This window comes from Paenibacillus eucommiae (genome assembly GCF_017874215.1).
Classification (GTDB): Bacteria; Bacillota; Bacilli; order Paenibacillales; family NBRC-103111; genus Paenibacillus_AI; species Paenibacillus_AI eucommiae.
In genome coordinates this window covers 478227-499766 of the sequence record NZ_JAGGLB010000002.1, presented here as the reverse complement: position 1 = coordinate 499766, position 21540 = coordinate 478227, and the positions used below count along the sequence as shown (strand labels likewise).

24 protein-coding genes are annotated in these 21540 nt (G+C 43.1%); 17 read left to right on the top strand and 7 right to left on the bottom strand.

Going from position 1 to position 21540, the window contains the following annotated elements; all coding sequences use genetic code 11:
- Positions 1-308: 308 nt before the first annotated feature.
- The 11 genes from J2Z66_RS04675 to J2Z66_RS04625 all read left to right on the top strand — a co-directional run bounded on the left by J2Z66_RS04675 (position 309) and on the right by J2Z66_RS04625 (position 10373).
- Positions 309-725: a hypothetical protein gene (locus J2Z66_RS04675; protein WP_209970188.1), complete on the top strand. Its 417-nt coding sequence runs from the start codon at positions 309-311 to the stop codon at positions 723-725.
- 51 nt (positions 726-776) lie between these two features.
- On the top strand, positions 777-2195 hold the full coding sequence (locus tag J2Z66_RS04670; protein ID WP_209970187.1) for an ABC transporter substrate-binding protein: 1419 nt from the start codon (positions 777-779) through the stop codon (positions 2193-2195).
- Positions 2196-2215: 20 nt separating this feature from the next.
- Positions 2216-3604: an ABC transporter substrate-binding protein gene (locus J2Z66_RS04665; protein ID WP_209970186.1), complete on the top strand. Its 1389-nt coding sequence runs from the start codon at positions 2216-2218 to the stop codon at positions 3602-3604.
- 163 nt (positions 3605-3767) lie between these two features.
- The gene (locus J2Z66_RS04660; protein WP_209970185.1) at positions 3768-4199 is read left to right on the top strand and encodes a VOC family protein; all 432 of its coding nucleotides are present in this window, start codon (positions 3768-3770) and stop codon (positions 4197-4199) included.
- 15 nt (positions 4200-4214) lie between these two features.
- The gene (locus J2Z66_RS04655; protein WP_209970184.1) at positions 4215-4805 is read left to right on the top strand and encodes a TetR/AcrR family transcriptional regulator; all 591 of its coding nucleotides are present in this window, start codon (positions 4215-4217) and stop codon (positions 4803-4805) included.
- A gap of 325 nt (positions 4806-5130) precedes the next feature.
- Positions 5131-5724 (top strand): TetR/AcrR family transcriptional regulator, encoded by a 594-nt coding sequence (locus tag J2Z66_RS04650; protein WP_209970183.1) that lies wholly within the window; start codon positions 5131-5133, stop codon positions 5722-5724.
- A 220-nt stretch (positions 5725-5944) separates the two neighbouring features.
- Positions 5945-6358, top strand: a complete 414-nt coding sequence (locus J2Z66_RS04645; RefSeq protein WP_209970182.1) for a VOC family protein — start codon at positions 5945-5947, stop codon at positions 6356-6358.
- Between the two features lie 453 nt (positions 6359-6811).
- On the top strand, positions 6812-7171 hold the full coding sequence (locus J2Z66_RS04640) for a BlaI/MecI/CopY family transcriptional regulator (protein WP_209970181.1): 360 nt from the start codon (positions 6812-6814) through the stop codon (positions 7169-7171).
- On the top strand, positions 7168-8604 hold the full coding sequence (locus J2Z66_RS04635) for a M56 family metallopeptidase (protein WP_209970180.1): 1437 nt from the start codon (positions 7168-7170) through the stop codon (positions 8602-8604). Before J2Z66_RS04640 ends, J2Z66_RS04635 begins: the two co-directional genes overlap by 4 nt.
- Before the next feature lie 263 nt (positions 8605-8867).
- A complete protein-coding gene (locus tag J2Z66_RS04630; protein WP_209970179.1) occupies positions 8868-9944 on the top strand; it encodes an ankyrin repeat domain-containing protein in 1077 nt (358 codons plus the stop codon).
- A gap of 30 nt (positions 9945-9974) precedes the next feature.
- On the top strand, positions 9975-10373 hold the full coding sequence (locus J2Z66_RS04625; RefSeq protein WP_209970178.1) for a DUF1801 domain-containing protein: 399 nt from the start codon (positions 9975-9977) through the stop codon (positions 10371-10373).
- A gap of 100 nt (positions 10374-10473) precedes the next feature.
- On the opposite strand, the gene J2Z66_RS04620 is transcribed toward J2Z66_RS04625, so the two are convergent.
- Complete coding sequence (locus tag J2Z66_RS04620) at positions 10474-11406, bottom strand: macrolide 2'-phosphotransferase (protein WP_209970177.1); 933 nt, start codon at positions 11404-11406, stop codon at positions 10474-10476.
- Between the two features lie 414 nt (positions 11407-11820).
- Between J2Z66_RS04620 and J2Z66_RS04615 the strand changes: the two genes are divergently transcribed.
- Positions 11821-12090: a DUF2277 domain-containing protein gene (locus J2Z66_RS04615; protein ID WP_209970176.1), complete on the top strand. Its 270-nt coding sequence runs from the start codon at positions 11821-11823 to the stop codon at positions 12088-12090.
- A 112-nt stretch (positions 12091-12202) separates the two neighbouring features.
- On the opposite strand, the gene J2Z66_RS04610 is transcribed toward J2Z66_RS04615, so the two are convergent.
- The 3 genes from J2Z66_RS04610 to J2Z66_RS04600 form a co-directional block, all read right to left on the bottom strand.
- Entirely contained in the window at positions 12203-12640 is a 438-nt protein-coding gene (locus J2Z66_RS04610) for a hypothetical protein (protein ID WP_209970175.1), read from the bottom strand.
- Between the two features lie 72 nt (positions 12641-12712).
- A complete protein-coding gene (locus J2Z66_RS04605) occupies positions 12713-13141 on the bottom strand; it encodes an alpha/beta fold hydrolase (protein WP_209970174.1) in 429 nt (142 codons plus the stop codon).
- A gap of 179 nt (positions 13142-13320) precedes the next feature.
- Positions 13321-14175 carry a helix-turn-helix domain-containing protein gene (locus J2Z66_RS04600; RefSeq protein ID WP_209970173.1) on the bottom strand — a complete coding sequence of 285 codons (855 nt, stop codon included), beginning with the start codon at positions 14173-14175 and terminating at the stop codon, positions 13321-13323.
- Between the two features lie 241 nt (positions 14176-14416).
- On the opposite strand from J2Z66_RS04600, the gene J2Z66_RS04595 reads away from it, so the two are divergent.
- Positions 14417-16252, top strand: coding sequence for a UbiD family decarboxylase (locus tag J2Z66_RS04595; RefSeq protein WP_209970172.1), 1836 nt, complete (start codon positions 14417-14419; stop codon positions 16250-16252).
- Positions 16253-16292: 40 nt separating this feature from the next.
- On the opposite strand, the gene J2Z66_RS04590 is transcribed toward J2Z66_RS04595, so the two are convergent.
- Together J2Z66_RS04590 and J2Z66_RS04585 are read right to left on the bottom strand one after the other, a co-directional pair.
- The gene (locus tag J2Z66_RS04590; RefSeq protein ID WP_209970171.1) at positions 16293-17654 is read right to left on the bottom strand and encodes a sensor histidine kinase; all 1362 of its coding nucleotides are present in this window, start codon (positions 17652-17654) and stop codon (positions 16293-16295) included.
- Positions 17651-18337, bottom strand: coding sequence for a response regulator transcription factor (locus J2Z66_RS04585; protein WP_209970170.1), 687 nt, complete (start codon positions 18335-18337; stop codon positions 17651-17653). The genes J2Z66_RS04590 and J2Z66_RS04585 overlap by 4 nt, the downstream gene beginning before the upstream one ends.
- A 174-nt stretch (positions 18338-18511) precedes the next feature.
- Between J2Z66_RS04585 and J2Z66_RS04580 the strand changes: the two genes are divergently transcribed.
- The 4 genes from J2Z66_RS04580 (at position 18512) to J2Z66_RS04565 (ending at position 20564) form a co-directional block, all read left to right on the top strand.
- Positions 18512-18700 (top strand): DUF5957 family protein, encoded by a 189-nt coding sequence (locus tag J2Z66_RS04580; protein ID WP_209970169.1) that lies wholly within the window; start codon positions 18512-18514, stop codon positions 18698-18700.
- A 19-nt stretch (positions 18701-18719) separates the two neighbouring features.
- Positions 18720-19112, top strand: a complete 393-nt coding sequence (locus J2Z66_RS04575; protein WP_209970168.1) for a DUF6220 domain-containing protein — start codon at positions 18720-18722, stop codon at positions 19110-19112.
- Between the two features lie 279 nt (positions 19113-19391).
- The gene (locus J2Z66_RS04570; RefSeq protein ID WP_209970167.1) at positions 19392-19835 is read left to right on the top strand and encodes a DUF4362 domain-containing protein; all 444 of its coding nucleotides are present in this window, start codon (positions 19392-19394) and stop codon (positions 19833-19835) included.
- A gap of 177 nt (positions 19836-20012) precedes the next feature.
- Positions 20013-20564, top strand: coding sequence for a hypothetical protein (locus tag J2Z66_RS04565; protein ID WP_209970166.1), 552 nt, complete (start codon positions 20013-20015; stop codon positions 20562-20564).
- 115 nt (positions 20565-20679) lie between these two features.
- Here the strand turns inward: J2Z66_RS04565 and J2Z66_RS04560 are convergent, their stop codons facing one another.
- Positions 20680-21528, bottom strand: coding sequence for a phytanoyl-CoA dioxygenase family protein (locus tag J2Z66_RS04560; RefSeq protein WP_209970165.1), 849 nt, complete (start codon positions 21526-21528; stop codon positions 20680-20682).
- Between the last annotated feature and the right edge of the window lie 12 nt (positions 21529-21540).

Here is a 21540-nt window from a genome sequence, read left to right as displayed (position 1 = left end):
TTTGTTCACTTGAATTGAAATGATCTGGAGGTTGGAACAAACCTTTAAATGCGGACGCTTTCGCTTTTCTACCCAAAGCCCTTCCCTCTCTCAGCTACAACCGCACGAGCACAAAGTTCAAACAGACAAAAATCCCTGAATGCCTATTTGCGTTTCAGGGATTTTTTCTGTGCGCTGGCAATGAAACTTTTTAGATACATTTTGTTTACAAATTAGAGAAGTGTTATTAACATCCTTGCTTTATAAATGATAGTGAGAGGGAAATAGGTATGCAAATAAATAGAAACGGCTAAGAGAGGATGAGAGACATGAGGAAAATGGGATTTATGTATTTGAGCTTCGCTTTAATTATACTTACGGCTGCTTGCGATAATAGCAATGGGGGCGATAGCAGCAGTGGGAATAAAGAGGATATGATCACATCATCACCAACCGTATCACCATCACCAACAATTACGTTGTCGCCAGAAAACACCGAAACACCAGAGAACACATCAACACCAGAAATCACATCACCAACAGAACTTACACCATCGCAAGGAGTTAGAATTACAGAAAAGCCTAAGCCAGCGCAAAGCGCAGAATCAACAGAAGAAGCTAGACCAGCTCAGGAAGTGAGATCAACAGAAGAAGCTAGACCAGCACCAAGAGTTAAATCAACGGGAGAATCTAGACCATCGCAAAGAGCGGGATCAACTGAAGAAGCCAGGCCCGCTTTGAAATAAAAAGTAATGATGAATTCGAGATCGCTTGAACATATAGAGAGGACGATAGGCATGAGAAAAATGGGGCTATTCTTGATAATTAGTTTGCTTGTATGCTTAATCGCGAGCTGCAATAGCAGTACGGATAGTGGAAAACCCAACCAGTCAAATCGTGGAGAAGTAGAAAAATCTAATAGCGGGACTAGAGAAACTTTGCCGCCCGAGGCAACTGGAGATCAGTCAGAACATGTAACAAACTCGCCCAGTCAGGGTAAGAAAACCATAGTGTTTTCAACATTTTATGAAAGTGATTTTTTGAAAGAGGCCAAAAAGAAATATGAAGCGAAGCATCCAAACTTTGAGATCCAGCTGATCCATGCCCATGCCAATGGCGAAGATGCCAATTGGGAAGCCAATCATGAAAAGTTCGTAAAAACGACGAATACGCAAATGCTGACTGGCAAAGGACCCGATCTGCTGGAGATGGACCAGCTGCCCATCGGTCAGTATGTGAATAAAAAGGTGCTTGCAAATATGAGCGAAATGATGGATAACGATCCATCGTTCCAAAGAGAGCAGTATTTCACAAATATTTTGGATAATGTGAAGCTTAATGGCGGTGTCTATGGCATGCCTGTGAGATTCTACCTGTATGGAATCATTGGCGATGAAGAAGCGATTAATAAAACAGGAGTAACGTTCGACGATAAGAATTGGACATGGAGTCAGTTCATCGAGACGGTGAAGGAGCTGAAACAGAAAGGAGATCGTGAGTATGCATTTATGGGGAGACCGGAGTACATGCTGAGTCAAATGGTAAAGGGCGATTACGCAGCCTATGTGGATCAGATAAAGCGCAAAGGAAATTTCGACTCCGGTGAATTTGCCAGCCTGATGAAACAAATAAAAACGATGTTCGATGAAAAAGTGATTAGTGGGGCTTATGATTTTCCGGATACATACTTCATAGAGGATATGTTTAGCTCTATCCGGAACTTTATTCTTTCTGGTACGACACAAAATGTGAACACATTCAAACAAAGAAAGCTTTATAATAAGCCGATAGCAGAGGGTCAAAAGCCAGGGGGATTTTTCCGCACGGAAACAACGATTGGGATTAATGCCAACTCATCTGTAAAAAAGGAGGCTTGGGATTTTGTCAAGTTCCTCATCTCTGATGAGGTAAATCCGGGAGGCTTTCCACTGAACAAAAATGTTTATCAGAAGCTGGCTCAGCAAATTTTACAAGAAGGATCGGTGAAAGCCGATGAAGAAGGACAAGCGCATGGTCAAATATTTAAGGTGAGAGAAGAGGATATTCTAAGGCTGAATTCCTATATCTCCGATGCGATTCATCCTGTTGAATTTAAACCTTCCAAAGTGGAGGATATCATTTTAGAAGAATCCAAAGCTTTTTTCAATGGACAAAAATCGGCTGAAGCCGTAGCTAAGCTGGTTCAAAATAGGGTTACTACGGTCTTGAATGAATAAATTCTGAGAGGGAGATCGAGATGAACAAATACGGATTGCTTCTGATAAGCTGCTTGCTTCTCTTCACCATGGCGGCGTGCAGCAGTAATTCTGATCGTGAAAATGTGGAACAGCCGGATAATGGTAACGTGAAGGATACCCCACAAAAGACAACTGCAGAAACGGAAGAAGCCCTGGCAGCCGCTTCAAATGAGGGCAGGAAAACCATTGTTTTTTCAACATTTTATGAAAGTGACTTTTTAAAAGAAGCGGTAAAGAATTATGAAGCGAAGCATCCGAACATTGCGATTCAGTTAACCTATGCCCATGCCATTGGCGATGATGCCAACTGGGAAGCCAACCATGAAAAGTTCGTTAAAACAACGAATACACAAATGCTGACAGGCAAAGGACCGGATCTGCTGGAGATGGACCAGCTGCCCATGGGTCAGTATGTGAATAAGAAAATGTTGATGAATTTGAGCGAGATGATGGAAAAGGACCCCGGGTTTCAAAAAGAGCAGTATTTCACTAACATTCTGGACAATGTGAAGCTGGACGGCAGCGTTTACGGGATTCCTGTCAGATTCTATTTGTATGGATTGATCGGTGATGAAGAAGCTATTAAGAAAACCGGCATAACCTTCGATGACAACAGCTGGACTTGGAATCAGTTCATCCAGACAGCGAAGGAGCTGGCGCAGCAAGGCGGTCATGAATATGCATTTTTCGGTGATGCGATTGTCTTATTGAATGAAATGGTGAATGAGACCTACGGCCAATTTGTGGATCCGGTAAACCGGAAGTCGAATTTCGAATCCGAAGCGTTCACCCGTTTAATGAAGCAGGTAAAAACGATGATCGATGAAAAAGTAGTGAATCACCAGAGTCGTTCAGATACTTTTTTTAGAATGGATACGATCACTTCCATCCGAAGTTATATACTTGCCGGTACGCAATATATGGAGATGTACAACAAACCCAAGCTGTATAGTAAACCAAAGGCGGAAGGGCAGCAAGCCGGAGGTTTTTTCCGGACGGAGACAACCATCGGTATCCATGCCAAATCTGCGGTCCAAAAAGAAGCCTGGGATTTCATCAAGTATCTGATTTCGGAAGAGACAGAACCAGGAGGCTTTCCACTAAATAAACAGGCTTATAAAAAGCAGGTACAGCAGCTCTTGCAGGTAGGGTCTGTAAAGGCTGATGAAGAAGGAGCGTTGAAAGGCAAGGAGTTTAAGGTCACAGAAGCACATATTCAAGACCTGGAATCTTATCTTTACGATGCGATCCATGCTGTGGAGTATAGGCCTTCCAAGGTGGAAGAAATTATTACGGAGGAATCCGCAGCTTTTTTTGGCGGGCAAAAATCGGCTGAACTGGTAGCGAAGCTGATTCAAAACAGGGTATCGACCTATTTGAATGAATGATTTTGGAGAATTACCGCAGCCCGGAGGAAATACAGAAGTGATTCCTGGCTGAGGAGCATAAAGCAGTAAGAAAAAAAGTAGGATTGTACATTTACATACATTCAGTATGTATATTAAAATTCATTTATACTGTAAAACCATTCTTACAAGGGGGAACTTAATTTTGAAAATCAATAGTTTCTATCCAGTTATCATGACACCGGATGTTGCGAAAAGCGCTGAATTTTATCAACGGTACTTTGGGTTTGAAATTGTATATGAGTCGGATTGGTATGTGAGTTTGCGGACAAGAGGAGACCAGCAGGGATCGTATGAGCTGGCACTGCTGGATGCGGGGCATCCGACGATTCCCGCTACTTATCGCAAGAGGGCAGAGGGGTTGATTCTGAACATGGAAGTTGATAATGTGGATAGCGAATACGAGCGATTGGTGCTGGATGCCAAGCTGACGCTGGAACAGGATATTAGGGATGAGGATTTCGGGCAGCGGCATTTTATCCTTTCTGATCCAAGCGGTGTATTGATAGATGTAATTGCCATGATTCCACCCTCGGAAGAAGAGAGATCCAATTATTTGGATTTGGAATCTGTGTGACAGAGGAGAAGACGGATGAGAAGAAATAAGAAAGATACAGATGAGACCATCCATAAACTGCGGGAAGTTGCGCGGCATCATTTTACCCAGCAAGGTTATGCCGACTGTTCATTGGAGGAAATAGCCAAAAGCGCTGAGGTGACCCGCGGTGCTGTATATCATCATTTTGGCAGCAAGAAAGGGTTGTTCCGTGCAGTGCTGGAGCTTGTTCAGAGTGAAGTGGCACAGCGGCTGGAGGAGGAGGCTGCGCTCAGTGATGATCTGTGGGAGCAATTGTATCTGGGTTGCCGGGCATTTGTGACCGTGGCAACAGAGCCAAAAAACAAGCGGATTATGCTTGTAGATGGACCAGCCGTTCTTGGCTGGGAGGAGTGGCGGCTGCTGGATGAGCAGCAGTCTATGCGGCTGTTGCATGGACAGCTGGAGCTGGTGCAGCAGCATGGCTATCTCAAACACATCCGGCTGGAGGCAGCCACACATTTGCTTTCAGGCGCAATGAATGAGGCGGCACTTTGGCTTGCCCAAATACCGGATGCGGCGGACGCTGCCGAAGCTATGGAAGATTGTTTGCAGACTCTGCGAATGCTGCTTAACGGTATTCGTTGATCCAGCCTATGTTTATTCACTCCAGATCATTGGCGATTTTAGGATATTGCCTTTCAGTTGGATGCTTAAGTATCTGAGATGTTTAGGTTTAAATAAAAAAAGCAGAAACCATGTAATGTGGTTTTCTGCTTTTTTGCTGGAATGCCTAGGTATGGTTTCCGGGGTTCAGTCCGCGGGAAAATAATGAACTATTATGAAACATATATTTCATATGTTATAATACGCTTGAGCAATAATAATGTCAATTAAATAATGAAATTTATTTGCGATATAGTTCATCAAATTCACGAAATCACAACTTAGCTGCAGATAAGGGGAGAATCTCATGAATGGTTTCGAGAAAAGAGCCGAGCGGATTAAAGAGAAGATCATACAGAACACATTCGAAATGCTAAAAACGTGGGAGCCTAAGAGGATACGGGTAGCAGATATAGCAAAGAAAGCAAATGTATCTCAGGTCACGATTTACAATTATTTCGGCAGCAAAGAAGCGCTTTTACGTGAAGTATTTAAGGATTATTTGAACAAGACTACTGCTGAATTTGAGGCTTATATAGACGAAAAGCATTCCTTGAAAGAAATCGTACAGTACAGCATTATGCGCGGAAAAGGAGCGTCTCAAACGCTACCCTATAATGTGTTAAGAGATTTAATGACAGAAGATGCTGAATTGTATCGTTATATTGAAGAGTACAAGGGAAAGGTCATGCCGATCATGATTCGTCTCATCAACGAGGGTAAAGAAAGGGGGGAGATGTCCAGTAAGATTTCCACCCCCACTATATTAACCTTTATTGATATGTTTTTTAGGCACTCCCAACAATTGCTGGACATTGCCAAGGAGCATGGGGATATAGAACAATTCGTCGAAGAATTAAATTATTTGTTTTTCTATGGAATAAGCGGAAAGGATGAGTAGCTTCTAGGAATTCTAAAATTATCTATTACGAATCAGGATGTAACAGCAAAATTCGCGATGGCCAAATGCCGGAGTATTACTAGCTAACCTTCTTGTTCAGGCTTCCAATTCTCTGTAAATAGATATAGCAATCCAGAAGAAGCCGCGGCCCATTTTTTATGATACTATGAAGTTGTCAGGTTGTGTAAATAAACTATACTAGGGTGAAGGAGTCATAACTATGACTAAAGAATTGTGGTTAAATCTTCCAGTGAAGGATCTTGAGAAGTCTAAAGAGTTTTTCACCAAGCTTGGATTTTCTTTTCATCCCCGGCATATGAATAGTAACGAAATGGCTGGCCTGATTATTGGAGACAAGAATGTAATGGTGATGCTTTTTCCGGAGGCTGCTTTCAAAGGTTTTACGGGGAATGAAATTGCAGATACGAATCAAGGCACCGAAGTATTGCTTTCCATTGATGCTGAGAGCAGAGAAGAAGTAGATGAAATGATACAAAGGGCAGTAGACGCAGGCGGCACAGCCTATAGCAAGCCTCAAGGGCAGGGCTGGATGTACGGCGCCGGTTTCACTGATTTGGATGGTCATCGCTGGAATGTCCTGTATATGGATATGAGTCAAATGCCTCAGGAGTAATGAAAACCTTTTTCCACCATAGTATGAGTGTTTTAAAGAAAACAGTCTATACAATATACGCACCCTGTTTACTCCAGGTGATATTCAAGAATTAGCTGCAAATGCCGGCTGGAATATCATAAAAGAAGAAATCATTGATTCCACAGTTTGCAATATGGCAAATGGGAAATCGATATAACTTTATCGGATTATTTAAATGAACTTAAAGATTTGGATCATATCCCAGAAAAATTAATATCACAAATTCGATCTGAAGCAAAGCTGTTGAAGTCATACGCGGAAAATATCAAGGACATCCAATCTATGTCCACATATACGTTTACGGCGGAGTAATCTTAGGGTCGTGTTGACAAAATAGGTTTATTGCGATAAACTCCAGGGAGGGTCTATCGTGATAGACCTTTTTGTTATACAAGGCCGCTAAAGCGTTGATCTTATAAGGAGGAGAAAAAGATGGAGCCGTATAAGCTTTTTGATGCAGAATATAAGTTCGTGAACATCATATGGGATAACGAGCCAGTGAATTCAACTGAGCTGGTTAGACTTTGCCTGGAGAAGCTGGGATGGAAGAAATCCACTACTTACACGGTGCTGCGCAAATTATGTGAGAGAGGAATACTGCAAAACGAGAATTCTATGGTAAGCTCACTATTAAAGCGCGAAGACACGCAGAAATATGAAAGCAATGCTATCATAGACAAAGCTTTCGACGGCTCGCTTCCTCAATTTTTAACAGCATTCTTAGGAGGGAAAAAAATTTCTGAGCAGCAGGCTAATGAGCTTAAGGGAATTATAGAGAGGGCAACAAAATGAGTATGTTATTCACTACCGTATTAAACATGAGCATTACTGCCTCATATATAGCGCTAGGTGTGCTGCTTATTCGCTTATTGATAAGAAGGTTGCCCAAAATATTTTCGTATGTGCTTTGGTCTGCTGTGCTGATTAGACTTGTTTGTCCTGTTTCTTTTACCTCTGATATTAGCTTCCTAAATTTTATTAAGCCAAAGGTACATGGCGATACAGGGATAATAGAGTATCTTCCTTACAATATAGGACTCATGCAAATTCCAAGTATTGAAACGGGCATTACCAGCATCAATCAAGTAGTCAACAACCTCCTGCCTGCTGCAACACCCACGGCAAGCGCAAATCCGATGCAAGTTTACATGTCTTTGATAAGCAGCGTCTGGATACTCGGGATTGTTGTGCTGCTTGGCTACAGTGTGATTTCCTATCTTAAAGTGATCAGAAAGATCAGAACAGCTACCTTGGTTCGTGATAACATTTTTGAAACAGACAGAATCGACACGCCCTTTGTATTTGGTTTAATTAGGCCTAAAATTTATGTGCCTGTAAATCTTTCTGCAAATGAATGGCCATATATTTTAGCGCATGAACAAACCCATATCCAAAGATGGGATTATCTTGTGAAACCTTTTTCGTTTTTAGTGCTGATTGTTCATTGGTTTAACCCTATCATGTGGTTATCATTTGTGCTGATGAGTAAGGATATGGAAATGTCTTGCGATGAAAATGTGATTAAAAAAATGGGCATGGACAGCAAGGGGGGCTATTCAAATTCACTGCTTTCAATTTCCGTTAAAAGAAGCGGTTTGCATATGGGCAGTCCGCTTGCCTTTGGGGAGAGCCATATTAAATCAAGGATTACAAACATACTTTCATATAGAAAACCGGCTGTATGGGCTGCTGCCCTTACCATCGTTGCAACAGTTTCGCTGCTTACAGCATTCACGGCAAATCCGAAAAGTCAGATTGATTTACCTGCAAAATCATCCTATTCAGGATACGGGATAGAGGCTCTAATCGATAATCAAACACCGTATGTAGGCAATAACAGTAAAGTTGTTGCGCTCATTGACGCTATGCCTTTACCGGTTGGTATCAAGCGGGGAACTGTGGAGCTTCAAACAGCGAATCCTCCCTTCGGTATAACGATTCAATTAATGATGAGCGATGCTTCCGAGCTTACTGCTGTATCTGGAGCTATAAGCGGGGATGCTTTTAATAGAAATTCCATACTGCTCTTTAGCTTGATTGATAATGTAGAAAATATTAGCTATAAAATCATCGATAATACTGGAAATTTTGATGGAGCATCCTATAACTTTACTTTTAACAGAGAACAAGCGGACAAATGGGCGGGCAGCGATGTGCGGCATTATGCAGACAATATCGAGTCCCTTAAAAACCTTATTGATCGGCTAAACGGAGTATTAAACTAAGTATTACGGTGGTAGCAGGACCAGGAAAGATATACAGTACCTGTGGATACATCCGTCAAGCCGGTTTCACATGCAGGGTGATCCTTCATCCTCTGCGATTCCTGCTGCGGGTAAGCAGTGTAAGCACTCCCAACATTTTTGTTTGCCGGGGGTGTTTAAGCTATACATAGGAACTAGTGTTTGCTATACTCGTAGTATATAATAAAATAGCATACTCATTATGAAAAATAAAGCTGGTAACGCAACAGAGAGAGGGAGCGGACATGATCAAACTAAAGGATATCGGCAATTTCGGATCTCTTCCCGAAATTGCGATGCAAATTTACGAAGGGAATATTCCGGCTCTAAATAAAGCACTTGCCAACGGTTGGAATATCGAGGAATCTATCGAGCTCAGCAAGCATACCAAATTAAGCCCGCTGGATATTTCACTTATTACCGGACAGCAGGAAGTCTTAAAGCTGCTGGTGGAGCAGGGAGCTAATTTAAATACCCCCAATAACCCAGCCATCTTAACCGCTGTACGTTATTGCGGAGAGCAAATCGTCCGTTATGTACATACACACGGGGCTAATCTGCATGTGCTCAATCATTTGAAGTCTGGTGCCTATGAACAAGCCTACTACGGAAACAAAAAGAACATCCCGCTCATTCACGAACTCGGTCTGGATATTCAAAAGCATGGCGGCAAAACGCTGCGAATGGCGGCTTCCGATCATGATATAAAGACAGCAGCTTTTTTTCTCGAGCATGGCGCGGATATTAATTATAATGAACCGGATCAAGTATATCCGTATAAAGCTACTCCTTTAACGGTTGCGGCAAGAAATAATGATTTTGCAATGGTAAAGTACCTTGTCGAGCACGGCGCAGATGTTACAATTGCTGAAAAGGGCGGAGATCGCGCCTATACGATTGCTGTGAGCAATAGGAATACGGAAATGGCCGACTATTTGAAAGCGCTGGAACCGCTGGAGTTTCATAGCCTGGAAAATAAGCGATATGCTTTAAAAAGCTATAAGCTGCCTCAGGACCTCACGACCTTTCTTGAGGGAGACAAGCTTAATGTGGGGCTGCCGGATAACGATTTAGGCATTGAATATGTGCGTTTTTTTTCTTTCACCGATACGATTGAGATGAAGGTTGGGCGGCAAAAGCTGCTGCGGCTGTCCTCAGAAGTAGATAACTACTCCCATATCGTGATTGTCTGGAACCCGAAGAGCAAATGTGTAGGCTATTATGATGAGGAGCATCAGGAGTATGCGGATGTATGCAGCTTTGCTGAGTTTCTTGCTCATCCTGAACTGTATCTGGAGAAGATACTGGAGGGAGAACTTTAATCGCCAAAAGCAAAGGAGTTAGAAATAAATATGAAAATGAATAAGACACAACAAGTAGCTGAGTATATGAACAATTTTGAGCATCCCCAAAAGAAGGAAATTGAAGAAGTCCGTAAAATCATTTTAAGCGCTAACAATCATTTGAGCGAACACATAAAATGGAATGCCCCAAGTTTCTGTTATAACAATGAAGACAGGTTCACGTTTAATTTCCATAGTAAAGGATTTTTTCGGCTTATTTTTCATTGTGGAGCCAAGGTGAAGGATAACCCGGGAAAGGGACCCTTATTTGATGACACTACAGGGTTATTGGACTGGGCAGCTGCCGACAGAGCTATTGTGAAATTTACTGATATGAATGATGTGAAGGCTAAGGAAGAAAAGCTTGTGGAAATCATAAATAAGTGGATAGAAGTAACAAGCTTGTAGGGAGATATGCTTAGGTTATCAAATAAAACCACACTTTTGAAGGTGTGGTTTATTTGATAACTTTGTGACAGAGTACAGGCTATAGCTATAAGTTTAGCGGTCAGGATGAATGTGTGTTCCAGCTCTCCAGCATGCCTCTGGCCATTTCCATATCGGATTCTTTCCCAGTAAGCAGCGCAAATTTTGCTACTAATGCTGGATAGGCAGCCCACTGTTCGGTAATGTGCTCATGCATGCGAGTCCATACTTTGCCTCCAGCTTTCTCATATCTTACGAGCAGGTCCTTAAGCCCAACCTCGCCGAAAAGAGCAAAATAAATGACAAAATCTTTTCCGGGATTGGTAATCTCAGCCTCCGTCCAGTCTAGAAAACCTGTCACGCGCTGCGTCTCATCAACAAGTATGTGAGGAGGGTGCATATCGCCGTGGCTTAGCACGGAATGCCGGGGCCAGTAAGAATCATCTGCCAACCAGGCATTCCAACGCTCTTGAAGACTATCAGGAATCGTAAAGCTTTGCGCAATCTCCTCCATATTATTGTTGAAAGCTTCGCGCGCTTCCTGTGGACTTTTCATTTTAACGCCTGCTTGAACTGCCAGTGCATGATCAATGTTGTGTAGATCGGCTAAAGCTTGTGCGAACGAGTCGAAGAAGGTGTTCGAAAGCGAATGCTGCTCATACTGCCATAAGTACCCGCCACCTGCGGGATCTACAATGGCAATCGGCCGACCGCTGAGCAGTGGGTATGCAATAAGCTCTGGCGTGAACTGATGCCACTGCGGAACTTGGATCGAAAGCTGCCCGCGAATAAGCAGTAGTACCTTGTATTCATTTGAGGCTCGTTCAAATACATCTGACCGTCTAGGCTTACGCAGAACCCACGCTTCGCCGGCCTCATCCGTTGCAAAAGCAACAAGAAAATCCATACCGGATTCATTTATTTCAACATGCTCAGCGTTCACCCGCAAGCCATTTTGGTTTGCTATAGCTACCATTTCATCAATAATATCCAGATTTTCTTTTGAATGTGTCATGGGCATGCACTCCTTTTATTAAAAAATTAAAAACACAGACGCATCACTGCCTGTGTTTGTCGTAATCGTAAAAGGAATGCCAGAGCCATTCATCATGCAAAATAGAGAAGGGGACAGCTTCCGAATTTCTTCAGAAAAAGTCCTCTTTCCTTGCATTATAAATAAACTGGGGTGTCCGTGGATAGGCAGACCAATCCCGATTACTCTGCACACAGGCAAAGCTGAGAAGAAAAGCAAGCAATTAGCTGCATGACTTTCTCAATCGGGAAAAATTTATCACACGTAACCCCTCCGTTCTGTTGAAGTAAGTTTAGTATAGCAAATCAATAACGAACAGGCAATTTGAATCGGTGAAAAGGTGGAAAAGGCTAAAGAAGCATAGTAAGATGAATAAAAAGTCAAAAGGAGACTATCATGTGCCGAAATATTAAGACGCTATTTAATTTCGCACCACCAGCTACGGATGAGGAAATTCAGGCAGCTGCGCTCCAGTTCGTAAGGAAGCTTTCCGGCTTCAACAAGCCTTCGAAGGTGAATGAAGCAGCATTCAATCTTGCTGTCTCAGAGGTGGCAGTTGTTGCCCAAAAGCTGCTGAATACATTGGAGACCCAAGCAGAGCCTCGCAATCGCATCGTTGAAATGGAGCGCGCCCGGATCAAATCGGCGAAAAGATTCAGGACTTGATGAAGGAAGCTTAAACATCTAGATTCTCAGCTCGATAGTAACCTGAATCGCCCTGGTCATGAACAATGAACAGGGCGATTCAGGTTGTTTTGTGGTTTGGTTTTAGTTTGGTTTAGATTTGTTCAGAAAGATGGTTGTCATGGCTCGCCGCGTTGATTTGAAGAAACCAGCGATGGAGTTCTTGTGCGATGCCATGCGGATTCTCTTCAAGCAAATAGTGATATCCCTCACCGGTATCGAAAAGAGTCAAGTTCTGCAAGTTGGTCCGGCACCAATTCAAATGTGGCTCGCGAAAATTGCAGCCAGGGGCAGCGTAAAATAGGATCTTAGGGATGGGCGACCCAGTGAACCAGGCGTTACGTGTATGGACAGCCTCAACGACTTCACTCGGCTGGTCTCCGATTGGAATTTGATTTGGAAACACCCACATGGGCTTACGTTTGTCCTGATCCTTGAAGGGCTCTCGAAAATGGTCGTGTTCTTCAGGGCTAATGGACCGATGGATGATGGTCCGAGTCATTCCTTCAATGAACACACTATGCTCCCGCATAAAAGGCCATCCCTTCTCAGGATCGCGAAGCATTTGGAAAAGCTCTTGCGCTTCCGGTGGAGAAAATTCGGATCAGTCCGCAGAAGGATATAAGGCTTGGGGCTCGATCATCGCGATTCCCTTCACATTGCCCGGATGAAGCATGGCATAGTGGAGTCCGATTGCTACACCCCAATCGTGACCTACGAGAATCACATTTCTCAGGCCCAGTTTTTCGATAAAACGGGTCATGTACTCGACATGCTCAAGGAAAGTATAACCAATATCCGGTTTATCTGACCGGCCCATTCCGATGAGATCTACCGCAATGCAGCGCGCTGAATTTTCAAAATAGGGGATCACGTTTCGCCATGTGTAGGACCAGGTCGGATTGCCATGCAAATACAAAATAGGATCTCCGCTCCCCTGGTCGATATAATGCAGCTTATAGCCACCCACTTCAAGGAAACGGGATTCGAAAGGAAAATCCTTCCGAATGGGAGAAGTTTCGGTACTGGACATTGCTGATGCAGCTCCTTCAGAAAAATTGTGCTTGATGGTTATAAGCGTATCATTTCAACTGATATACTCATTGTAAAAAAGCGACATTATTGAACGTAAAAGAAGTATCGTCACTTGATCACGATCAATTGCCGATCACGATCAAGTGGCGATACTCTTTAGCAGATCGTACATGATTGCTAATGATACATGGTATGTTGAATGAGTGGTTTGGTATGGTTGTCATTGAAATGTCTAGCCAGCTCCGGCTGGACTTCGCTGCCAAAGAAACGCTCAGGGCTGCATCCCGTAAAAGTTTTAAAGTCATGTGCGAAATGGGCGTGATCACTGAAATTGCAAGCATGCACAATATCTAAATAATTGGTTCCCGCTTTTCTGAGTTGAATCGCTTGCTGGAACCGCACAATATTTGCAAACTTTTTCGGAGAGATCCCAATAAAGTCCTTGAACCTCCGTTCCACTGTGCGCTTGCTTGCAAAAAATTGTCCAGCGAGTTGTCCAATGGATATAGGGCCTGATTGCTGCTGAATTTGTCTGGACATTTGCCTGATCATTTCATCCGCTTTATGATGCCTGTAAACAGATAAAAGAAACTTATGCACAATGGTTAAGCGTTCCGACATATTAACAGCTTCATGAAGCTGATGCTCCATTTCAGAAACGAAATGAGCAGGGAAGATGAGCTTAAGATCTACATTTGCGTCTCGAAATTCATGAATAGGATAAGGAGTAAATGAAGTCAATCCACCGGGCTTGAAACGGATGAGAATTGTTCCGATGCTGGCTGTGCTTTTATAGGTTTTGTAAGTAGTTTGCAGGCCTGTAATGCCGCTTGTGCTCAACAAATCCTCCCTACTATTAGTCACAACTTTCATTGGATTGCCATATTGAATCCCGATTACTGCCAGCGTGGAAGGCAGAACCTTCACCGGGTTCCGGTTGGCAAAGTTGATCGTGCTAAAGTCTTCTTGAACAAGAATGCTGTCTATGTGTTCGCTCCATTGAGGCTGGGGCAGAAATTGATGAAATAGCATGAAAAATTTCCTTTCCAAAATTCAATATTACGCTGCATAAGACTCGCTTGCTCAACGTAGCTGTTAGTATTACTATACTGCAGAATTTTATTTTTTGCAGGAGAACTTAAGAATTAAGAAGAACTTAAGCTATTTTAAGTTAATAAATGCAAGAAACACGCTGCTTGATTGACAACTACCTTGAATTTGTTTTTACTATATATAACTGTACATAAACCACTTAGAGATTGGAGCCATTCCATTGTATCGCAATTTAGAAGAATGCATCATCGATTTGGAGAAAAATGGGCATTTAATTCGTGTTCATGAAGAAGTGGACCCTTATCTGGAGATGGCTGCGATTCATATGAAAGTGTATGAGGCGAACGGCCCTGCCTTGTTATTTGAAAATGTTAAAGGAACAAAATTTCGGGCGTTGTCCAATCTTTTCGGAACCATAGAGCGCAGCAAGTTTATATTTCGAGATACATGGGAAGCGGTGCAGAATGTGATGACTCTGCGCAGCGATCCCATAAAAGCAATAAAAAATCCGTTTAAACATATCGGGACCGGGCTAGCTGCATGGAAGGCTCTGCCTTTGAAACAATCCGGCGGCACTCCAGCTACGCTGCAGGAAATCCATATATCTGACCTTCCCCTTATTCAAAGCTGGCCGATGGATGGCGGTGCTTTTGTTACTCTGCCTCAGGTGTATACAGAAGATCCAGAAAAGCCTGGCATTATGAATTCCAATTTGGGCATGTACCGGGTCCAACTGAGCGGCAATGAATATGAAATCGATAAAGAAATCGGCTTGCATTATCAGATCCATCGGGGCATCGGTGTCCACCAGGACAAAGCGAACAAGCAGGGAGCTCCTTTAAAAGTAAGCATTTTTATAGGGGGGCCTCCGGCGCACACCTTGTCAGCCGTTATGCCCTTGCCGGAGGGCCTCAGTGAGCTGACTTTTGCGGGATTGCTTTCAGGACGTCGTTTCCACTATAGCTATATTGATGGCTACTGTGTTAGTAATGATGCTGATTTTGTTATAACAGGAGAAATTCATCAAGGCGAAACTAAGCCGGAAGGGCCTTTTGGCGATCATTTGGGCTATTACAGCCTAACCCATCCGTTTCCTTTAATGAGGGTGCACAAGGTGTATGCCAAACCAAATGCCATATGGCCATTTACTGTTGTTGGCAGGCCGCCGCAAGAGGATACCGTCTTCGGAGAGCTTATCCATGAAATAACAGGTGATGCGATCAGGCAGGAAATTCCTGGTGTAAAAGAAGTTCATGCTGTAGATGCTGCAGGCGTGCATCCTCTGCTTTTTGCCATTGGCAGTGAACGCTACACTCCTTATCAGCAAGTCAAACAGCCGGCCGAGATGCTGACCATCGCCAATCGGATTTTAGGAACAGGGCAATTGAGCCTGGCCAAATATTTATTTATAACGGCAGAAGAGCAGCAGCTTTTAGATACTCATCATGAAGTGGATTTTTTAACCTATATCCTGGAACGTATCGATCTTCGGCGTGATCTTCATTTTTATACGAATACAACTATAGATACCCTTGATTATTCAGGTACCGGATTAAATAGCGGAAGCAAGGTAGTCTTCGCAGCTTATGGAGATAAAAAAAGAGAATTATGCAAAGAGGTGCCAGGTGTTTTAAGAGAATTGCAAGGCTATGAACACGCAAGTATGGTGATGCCGGGTATAATTGCTATTCAAGGTCCTGAATTTATTACTTACGCAGAAGCGCAGGAAGAACTGCAGCTTTTATGCATCGCTATTCAGGATAAGGGAGGAATTCCAACCTGTCCAATGATTATACTTTGTGATGACAGCCGTTTTATGAGTGAGACAGTTAAAAACTTTCTTTGGGCCACCTTTACCCGCAGTAATCCTTCTCATGATATTTATGGTGTGAACAGTCATTATGAAAATAAGCATTGGGCATGTGATACTGTGATTATCGATGCCCGGATCAAACCCCATCAAGCACCACCTTTAATCCCCGACCCAAGTATAGAGAAGAAGATCGAACGTTTATTTGTCCAAGGGGCCAGCTTGGGTGGAGTGAACATTAACTGAGTCTATCCCTCACATATTGACTTTAGCAATCATGGGCTGCCTAATAGGGCAGCCTGACTGTAAAGGTCGTCCCGATGCCAAGATTGCTCTCCACCTGAATGGTTCCATTATGAATGAGAATGAATTCTTGGGCTATCGCTAGTCCAAGTCCCATTCCCCCGCTGTTGCGTGTACGCGCTTCATCCGTCCGGTAGAATCGGTTGAAAAGGAAAGGGAGATGCTCGGGAGCGATACCAGAACCATTATCTGTAATGGAAATGCAAAGCATGTTCTTCTCTGATGAAGCTTTTGCTGACGGATCTCTTTCATCTTTCAACAGGATGTTTATAGAACCGCCGAACGCGGTATATCGAACAGCATTCACAAGCAGATTAAGAAATACTTGACTCATCCGATTGGGATCAACAGGAATAATCGAATCAGGCGCTTCACATTCAAGCACGATTTCAATGTCCTTATCCTGTGCCCCGGGCAGGGCGCGGTCCACTGTACGTTTCATCAGCGCAAGTACGTCGGTCTGTTTGTATTCAAAAGTTAATTTCCTGGCTTCTGCCAGTGACAACTGGTGAAGATCGTCCACGAGGCGGGTGAAACGAATCAGCTCATCCTGCAGAGTTAGCAGTTCCTCTGGTGCAATAAGCCTTCCATCCTGCTGGAGAAAATCCAATTTGCCTTGAATGACGGTGAGCGGCGTTCGCAGCTCATGCGATACGTCGGCAACGAGATTGCGCCGAATCTCCTCTGCATGCTGCAGCTGCGAAGACATGCTGTTAACAGCCGCGGCGACCTTGCCATATTCGTCCTTGGAGGAAATTTGAACCTGGGTGCCATACTCTCCATTCCCTATACGATCAATAGCTGGAACAAGCTGTCTTAAAGGGGCAGTAAACCGTCTTGAAATCCAATATGCGACCAAAAGAGCAACAGGAATAAACACAATTAAGCTAGTTGAAAGCAGAAAAGTGACTGATGTTGGGATACCTATTCGTAATTTGGATAGATTGGCTACTTCTGGATCGTAATAATGCAGATAACCAATCGTCGCAGCATCCATCTGCAAGCTTCGCTCGATCCCAAGGTTCATGATCAGCTTTTCCTCAGCGCTTCCTCCGGCAGCCAGTACTTTCCGTGCTTTGGAAGTTATTACGTAGCTGACGAATAGATCCTTCTCGGCGCTATCAATGCTGGGTTCAAATTTAGCAATGCCTTCCCAAGATTGTCCATTCTCTATATAGTAGCGAACAAAGTCCCTGGACAAGCCATCGATATCCTCTCCTTTGGACATTTCTGTAATGACTCCGAGAGATTCCCGAACGACTACGTGTGTAATTAAAATAAATACCAGGCTTACCGCTACAATGAATGAGGCCATCGCAATAAATAGCTTGCGGTTAACGCTCATGGCCGATCGCCGAACCTGTATCCAAATCCATATACGGTTTTGATATAGACGGGCATTGAAGGGTCATCCTCGATTTTTTTGCGAATACGACTAATATGGGCATCTGTTGTTCGCTCATCATTTAGAATATCGTCTTCCATAGCTGTCATTAGTAATTGCAGCCGACTGTAGACAATTCCAGGCCTGGAGGCTAGTGTTAACAATAATTTGAACTCCGTAGGTGTTAGCTGAATTTCCATTCCCCGTTTCCATACACGGCATTCTAATTCCGAAATCGTCAGTTCCCCGCGCTCCATCGTAGTTTCCTTACTCTCATTGCCTTCTATACGCCGAAGTACAGCACGAATACGTGCAACCAGCTCCCGCAAGGAAAAAGGCTTTGTCAAATAATCGTCAGCTCCGACCTCAAGCCCAATGATTTTGTCACTTTCTTCGATTCTGGCAGTCACCATAATGATCCCCATCTGGCCAAGCTTGCGCAGCTCCCTGCACACATCAATTCCACTCATTTCCGGCATCATCCAGTCAAGAATGACCAAAGAGGGTCTGACTTCCTTTGCTAGTCGCAATGCTTCTTTGCCGGTTCTGGCTGTTAATGTATGATATCCTTCCTGTTGCAAAAAGGGCTCCATAAATTCAAGTACTTTTTTCTCATCATCGACGAGCAGCAAGCTATGTGTCATTTTCGTGCTCCTTTCCTCTGTGGTTCCCAACACCCTTTTATTATATAACGCCTCTTAAACAATGTGGAAAATTTCACGGAATCCGTAAATGTTCGTCATAAGTTCGCAACATTTGGGTGCTAATATAGCAATCAAGTAATGAAAGATGAAAAATTGAATGGAGGAAGAGGCATTATGAATAAAAAGATCATGATCGTGCTCGTGGCTATGCTGGGTGGAGTGATTGGAGGTTTCGTGCTTTCATCGGTGATTGGCGCGGCGGGCTTCTTGTTGTTCGATCAGGCCATTGGGATTAAATATCTCCCGCTTATTTTGCCATTTATTTGTGCAGCAATAGCCATAATAATTGTACGAAAAAAATAGAACGAGGGGGGATAAACAAATGAAAGAAGAAGCTCAGCTAAGTGATCGTGTGCGGCTTTCAAGATTAATCTTTCTTATATTGGCTTGTGCGCTAGTTGCTTGTATTGTCGTTCAAACCTATATAGCCGGGATGGCGGTTTTTAATGCGCCTAGTCATTGGATAACCCACGTGAATTTTGTGCATATTTTTGAATTTATTCCACTTTTATTGATTATTTTTGCCTTTACGGGCCGATTGCCCAAAGGAACAGGCTGGCTGAGCTTTGCTTTGTTTGGTCTTATTTATTTCCAGTATTTCACCGCTAATTTGCCCGCGGCAGGCGCACTTCATCCAGTTATGGCCTTAGCGTTAATCCTGCTGTCTATATTTACTGCAAAAAGAGCTTACCGTTCTTATACAGTCAGAAAATAGGAGCGAGTTGAATGAAGCAATGCGCTTGTTATCGGCGAATAAACAATGATGGACATTTCCTTGAGGGAACTGTCCGTTTTTTGTTTAGTTAAGAGAGTTTAAGTGCAGTAAAATTGTGGGGACAACCTCAAGCTTTTAACGATGAAAAACATCGTAAAAGTAGCAGCTCTTCATCCCCAGCGTCTTTGCCCGCTAGGAAATCTCCTCCAACCAAGAGGAGGTTTATAGCCAGGGACGTCGAAATAAAAACAAAGGCAAGAGAAAGGGGGGAATCCATTCATGCATGTCCGATTTGTATTTTTGATATTACTATGTAGTGCACTTCTAACCTCTTGTAATTCCGTATATGACTATGAAACTGCCATTAAAAATGGGGATATCGTTGATTTACACGGGAACATGAATAACATGGAAAGACTGGACACCTTTAAAACTAACATGAATCTCCAAAAAAAGGACAAGGTGCGAATTACCCGCTTTACCATAGAGGGAGACCCAATCTTTTATAATTTAGCCTACAATGGCACAGATATTAAGCTGACTTATGATAACTCTAAAGATAAGCACGGGAAAAAAAGGATAAGAAGCACAAATTGCAAATCTCTTTTTATAGGTAAAAGTGATGCAGGAGAAGCCTATAAACTTGAAGGATGCTACGGAGATCATAAAGATTTGGGAGAGAGCTTTGAACTACCCATAGGAATAATTAAAGGGCTAAATTAAAGAAGGTAGGGGTGTGTATGTAGAGTGAAAGTAAAAAGGCTTTATTACGTAATAACTGTTTTAATCTTCATTACTTGTCTATCTATACTATTAAACATCGTATATTTTTATCAAATTAGAGCAGTAAAGATATCGAACCTGTCCACAGTAACTTCGTTACAAACTATGGAGCAGCAAATGGATGCATTAATAAACAATATGAACGACGTAGATAAAAAATACAATGAATTAAACACTACAAGCTTATCTCAAAAACAAGAAATTGTGGATGCTCGGACAAGAAATGAAGAAGCACAAATATATAATGAATCGCTACTTTCAGACGAAGTGTATAAATTGAATCGAATTTTTGAAAAGCTGCCGCAGGTTACAAAGAAGTTAGCTTATATCAAAAAGCTGCAAGCAGAGAATGATACATATTCCCTTACTGTTGATTACGTAGAATGGTATGGGGGCGAGGAGGCTGTTCAAGCAGCCAAAGAAGATAAAGCTGAAGATGCAGCCTCTTTAAATAATGGTTTTTACATAAGAAATAAACAGATAGAAAATAAAAAAGTAACAGCCAAGGAAGATCTGCTTATTTACCAATTGGACGGGACAAAATCAAGATATGTGGGCTTTCAAGACTTTGTTAATGAGAAGGACTCCATTGAGAATAGCGATAGGCTGTTTAATATACATTTTGTAAACAATGAGCTTGTATTATTAGAAGAGCAGTATCGACCTTGATCGATTTGTAAAAGACAAGATCCCAGGTTGAAAAACATCTTCGGGACATGAAGCACCAAAGGATCTCCGGAAAAGAAAACCCAGAGATCCTGAATTTAGCCCTTCTTAGTCACCGTTATTTTCCTTCCTTCCAGAAATTTCTGAAAACATCGATGAACTGTTGGAAATAAGTGATTGCCCGGGGAGACAAACCGTCCAAATATCCAGGTTCTTCGAACCATGGCTGCGTCGAGAAGGAGTCATATGTCGGATAATCCTCCGGCGTGTAGGTAAGCATCAGTGTCCGTCTCGGTATTTCTTTGTAATAACGGCCGCGGTGCAAACCAAAAGGATTAAAAATGAGCGCATCCCCAGCTTTCAGCTCCACCCGCAGCGCGTTGGGCATCCCATCCTCTAGATTATGACTCTTCTGACCGGCGAGACGAATGTAAGCTTCTTCTGGCGAATCGTACCGATTACCGGAATAGGGCACAAATTCAACATCGTCGTTATCCACGAGTGCAATTTGAAACTGTAATCCGTAGCCTTGCGAGTAGTCCCCTTTCCATATTCGATCAAGATTTGCCCGTTCTTCCGCATCGTCCTTCGCGCCAAACTGCGAATCCCGGTGCCAGTTGCCTTCCGAGCTTGTATAACGTCGATTAACAAAATATTGCATACTGCGAAACAACGATGGGCTGCCGAATATTTGCTCGACGATGCCGAGGCAGCGCGGGTCGGCAACCGTTTCCATAATCGTCTTGAAATGTTCCCTGGTGTCGCTGTGCCAGCGGGAATCATTCATGTGGGACATGCTGATAAAGTCCACGCCAGGATGCAGCCTGTCATGCTCCGCTGCAAACTGGTCGTGCACATAATTGCACGCGGTCAACAGCCGCTGCAGCTCGTCACCAACAAATATTTCCGGAAAAATGAGATACCCTTCTTCTTTAAACTGCCGGCTTAACGATTTGATTTGATGCATCGTTTTTTCCTC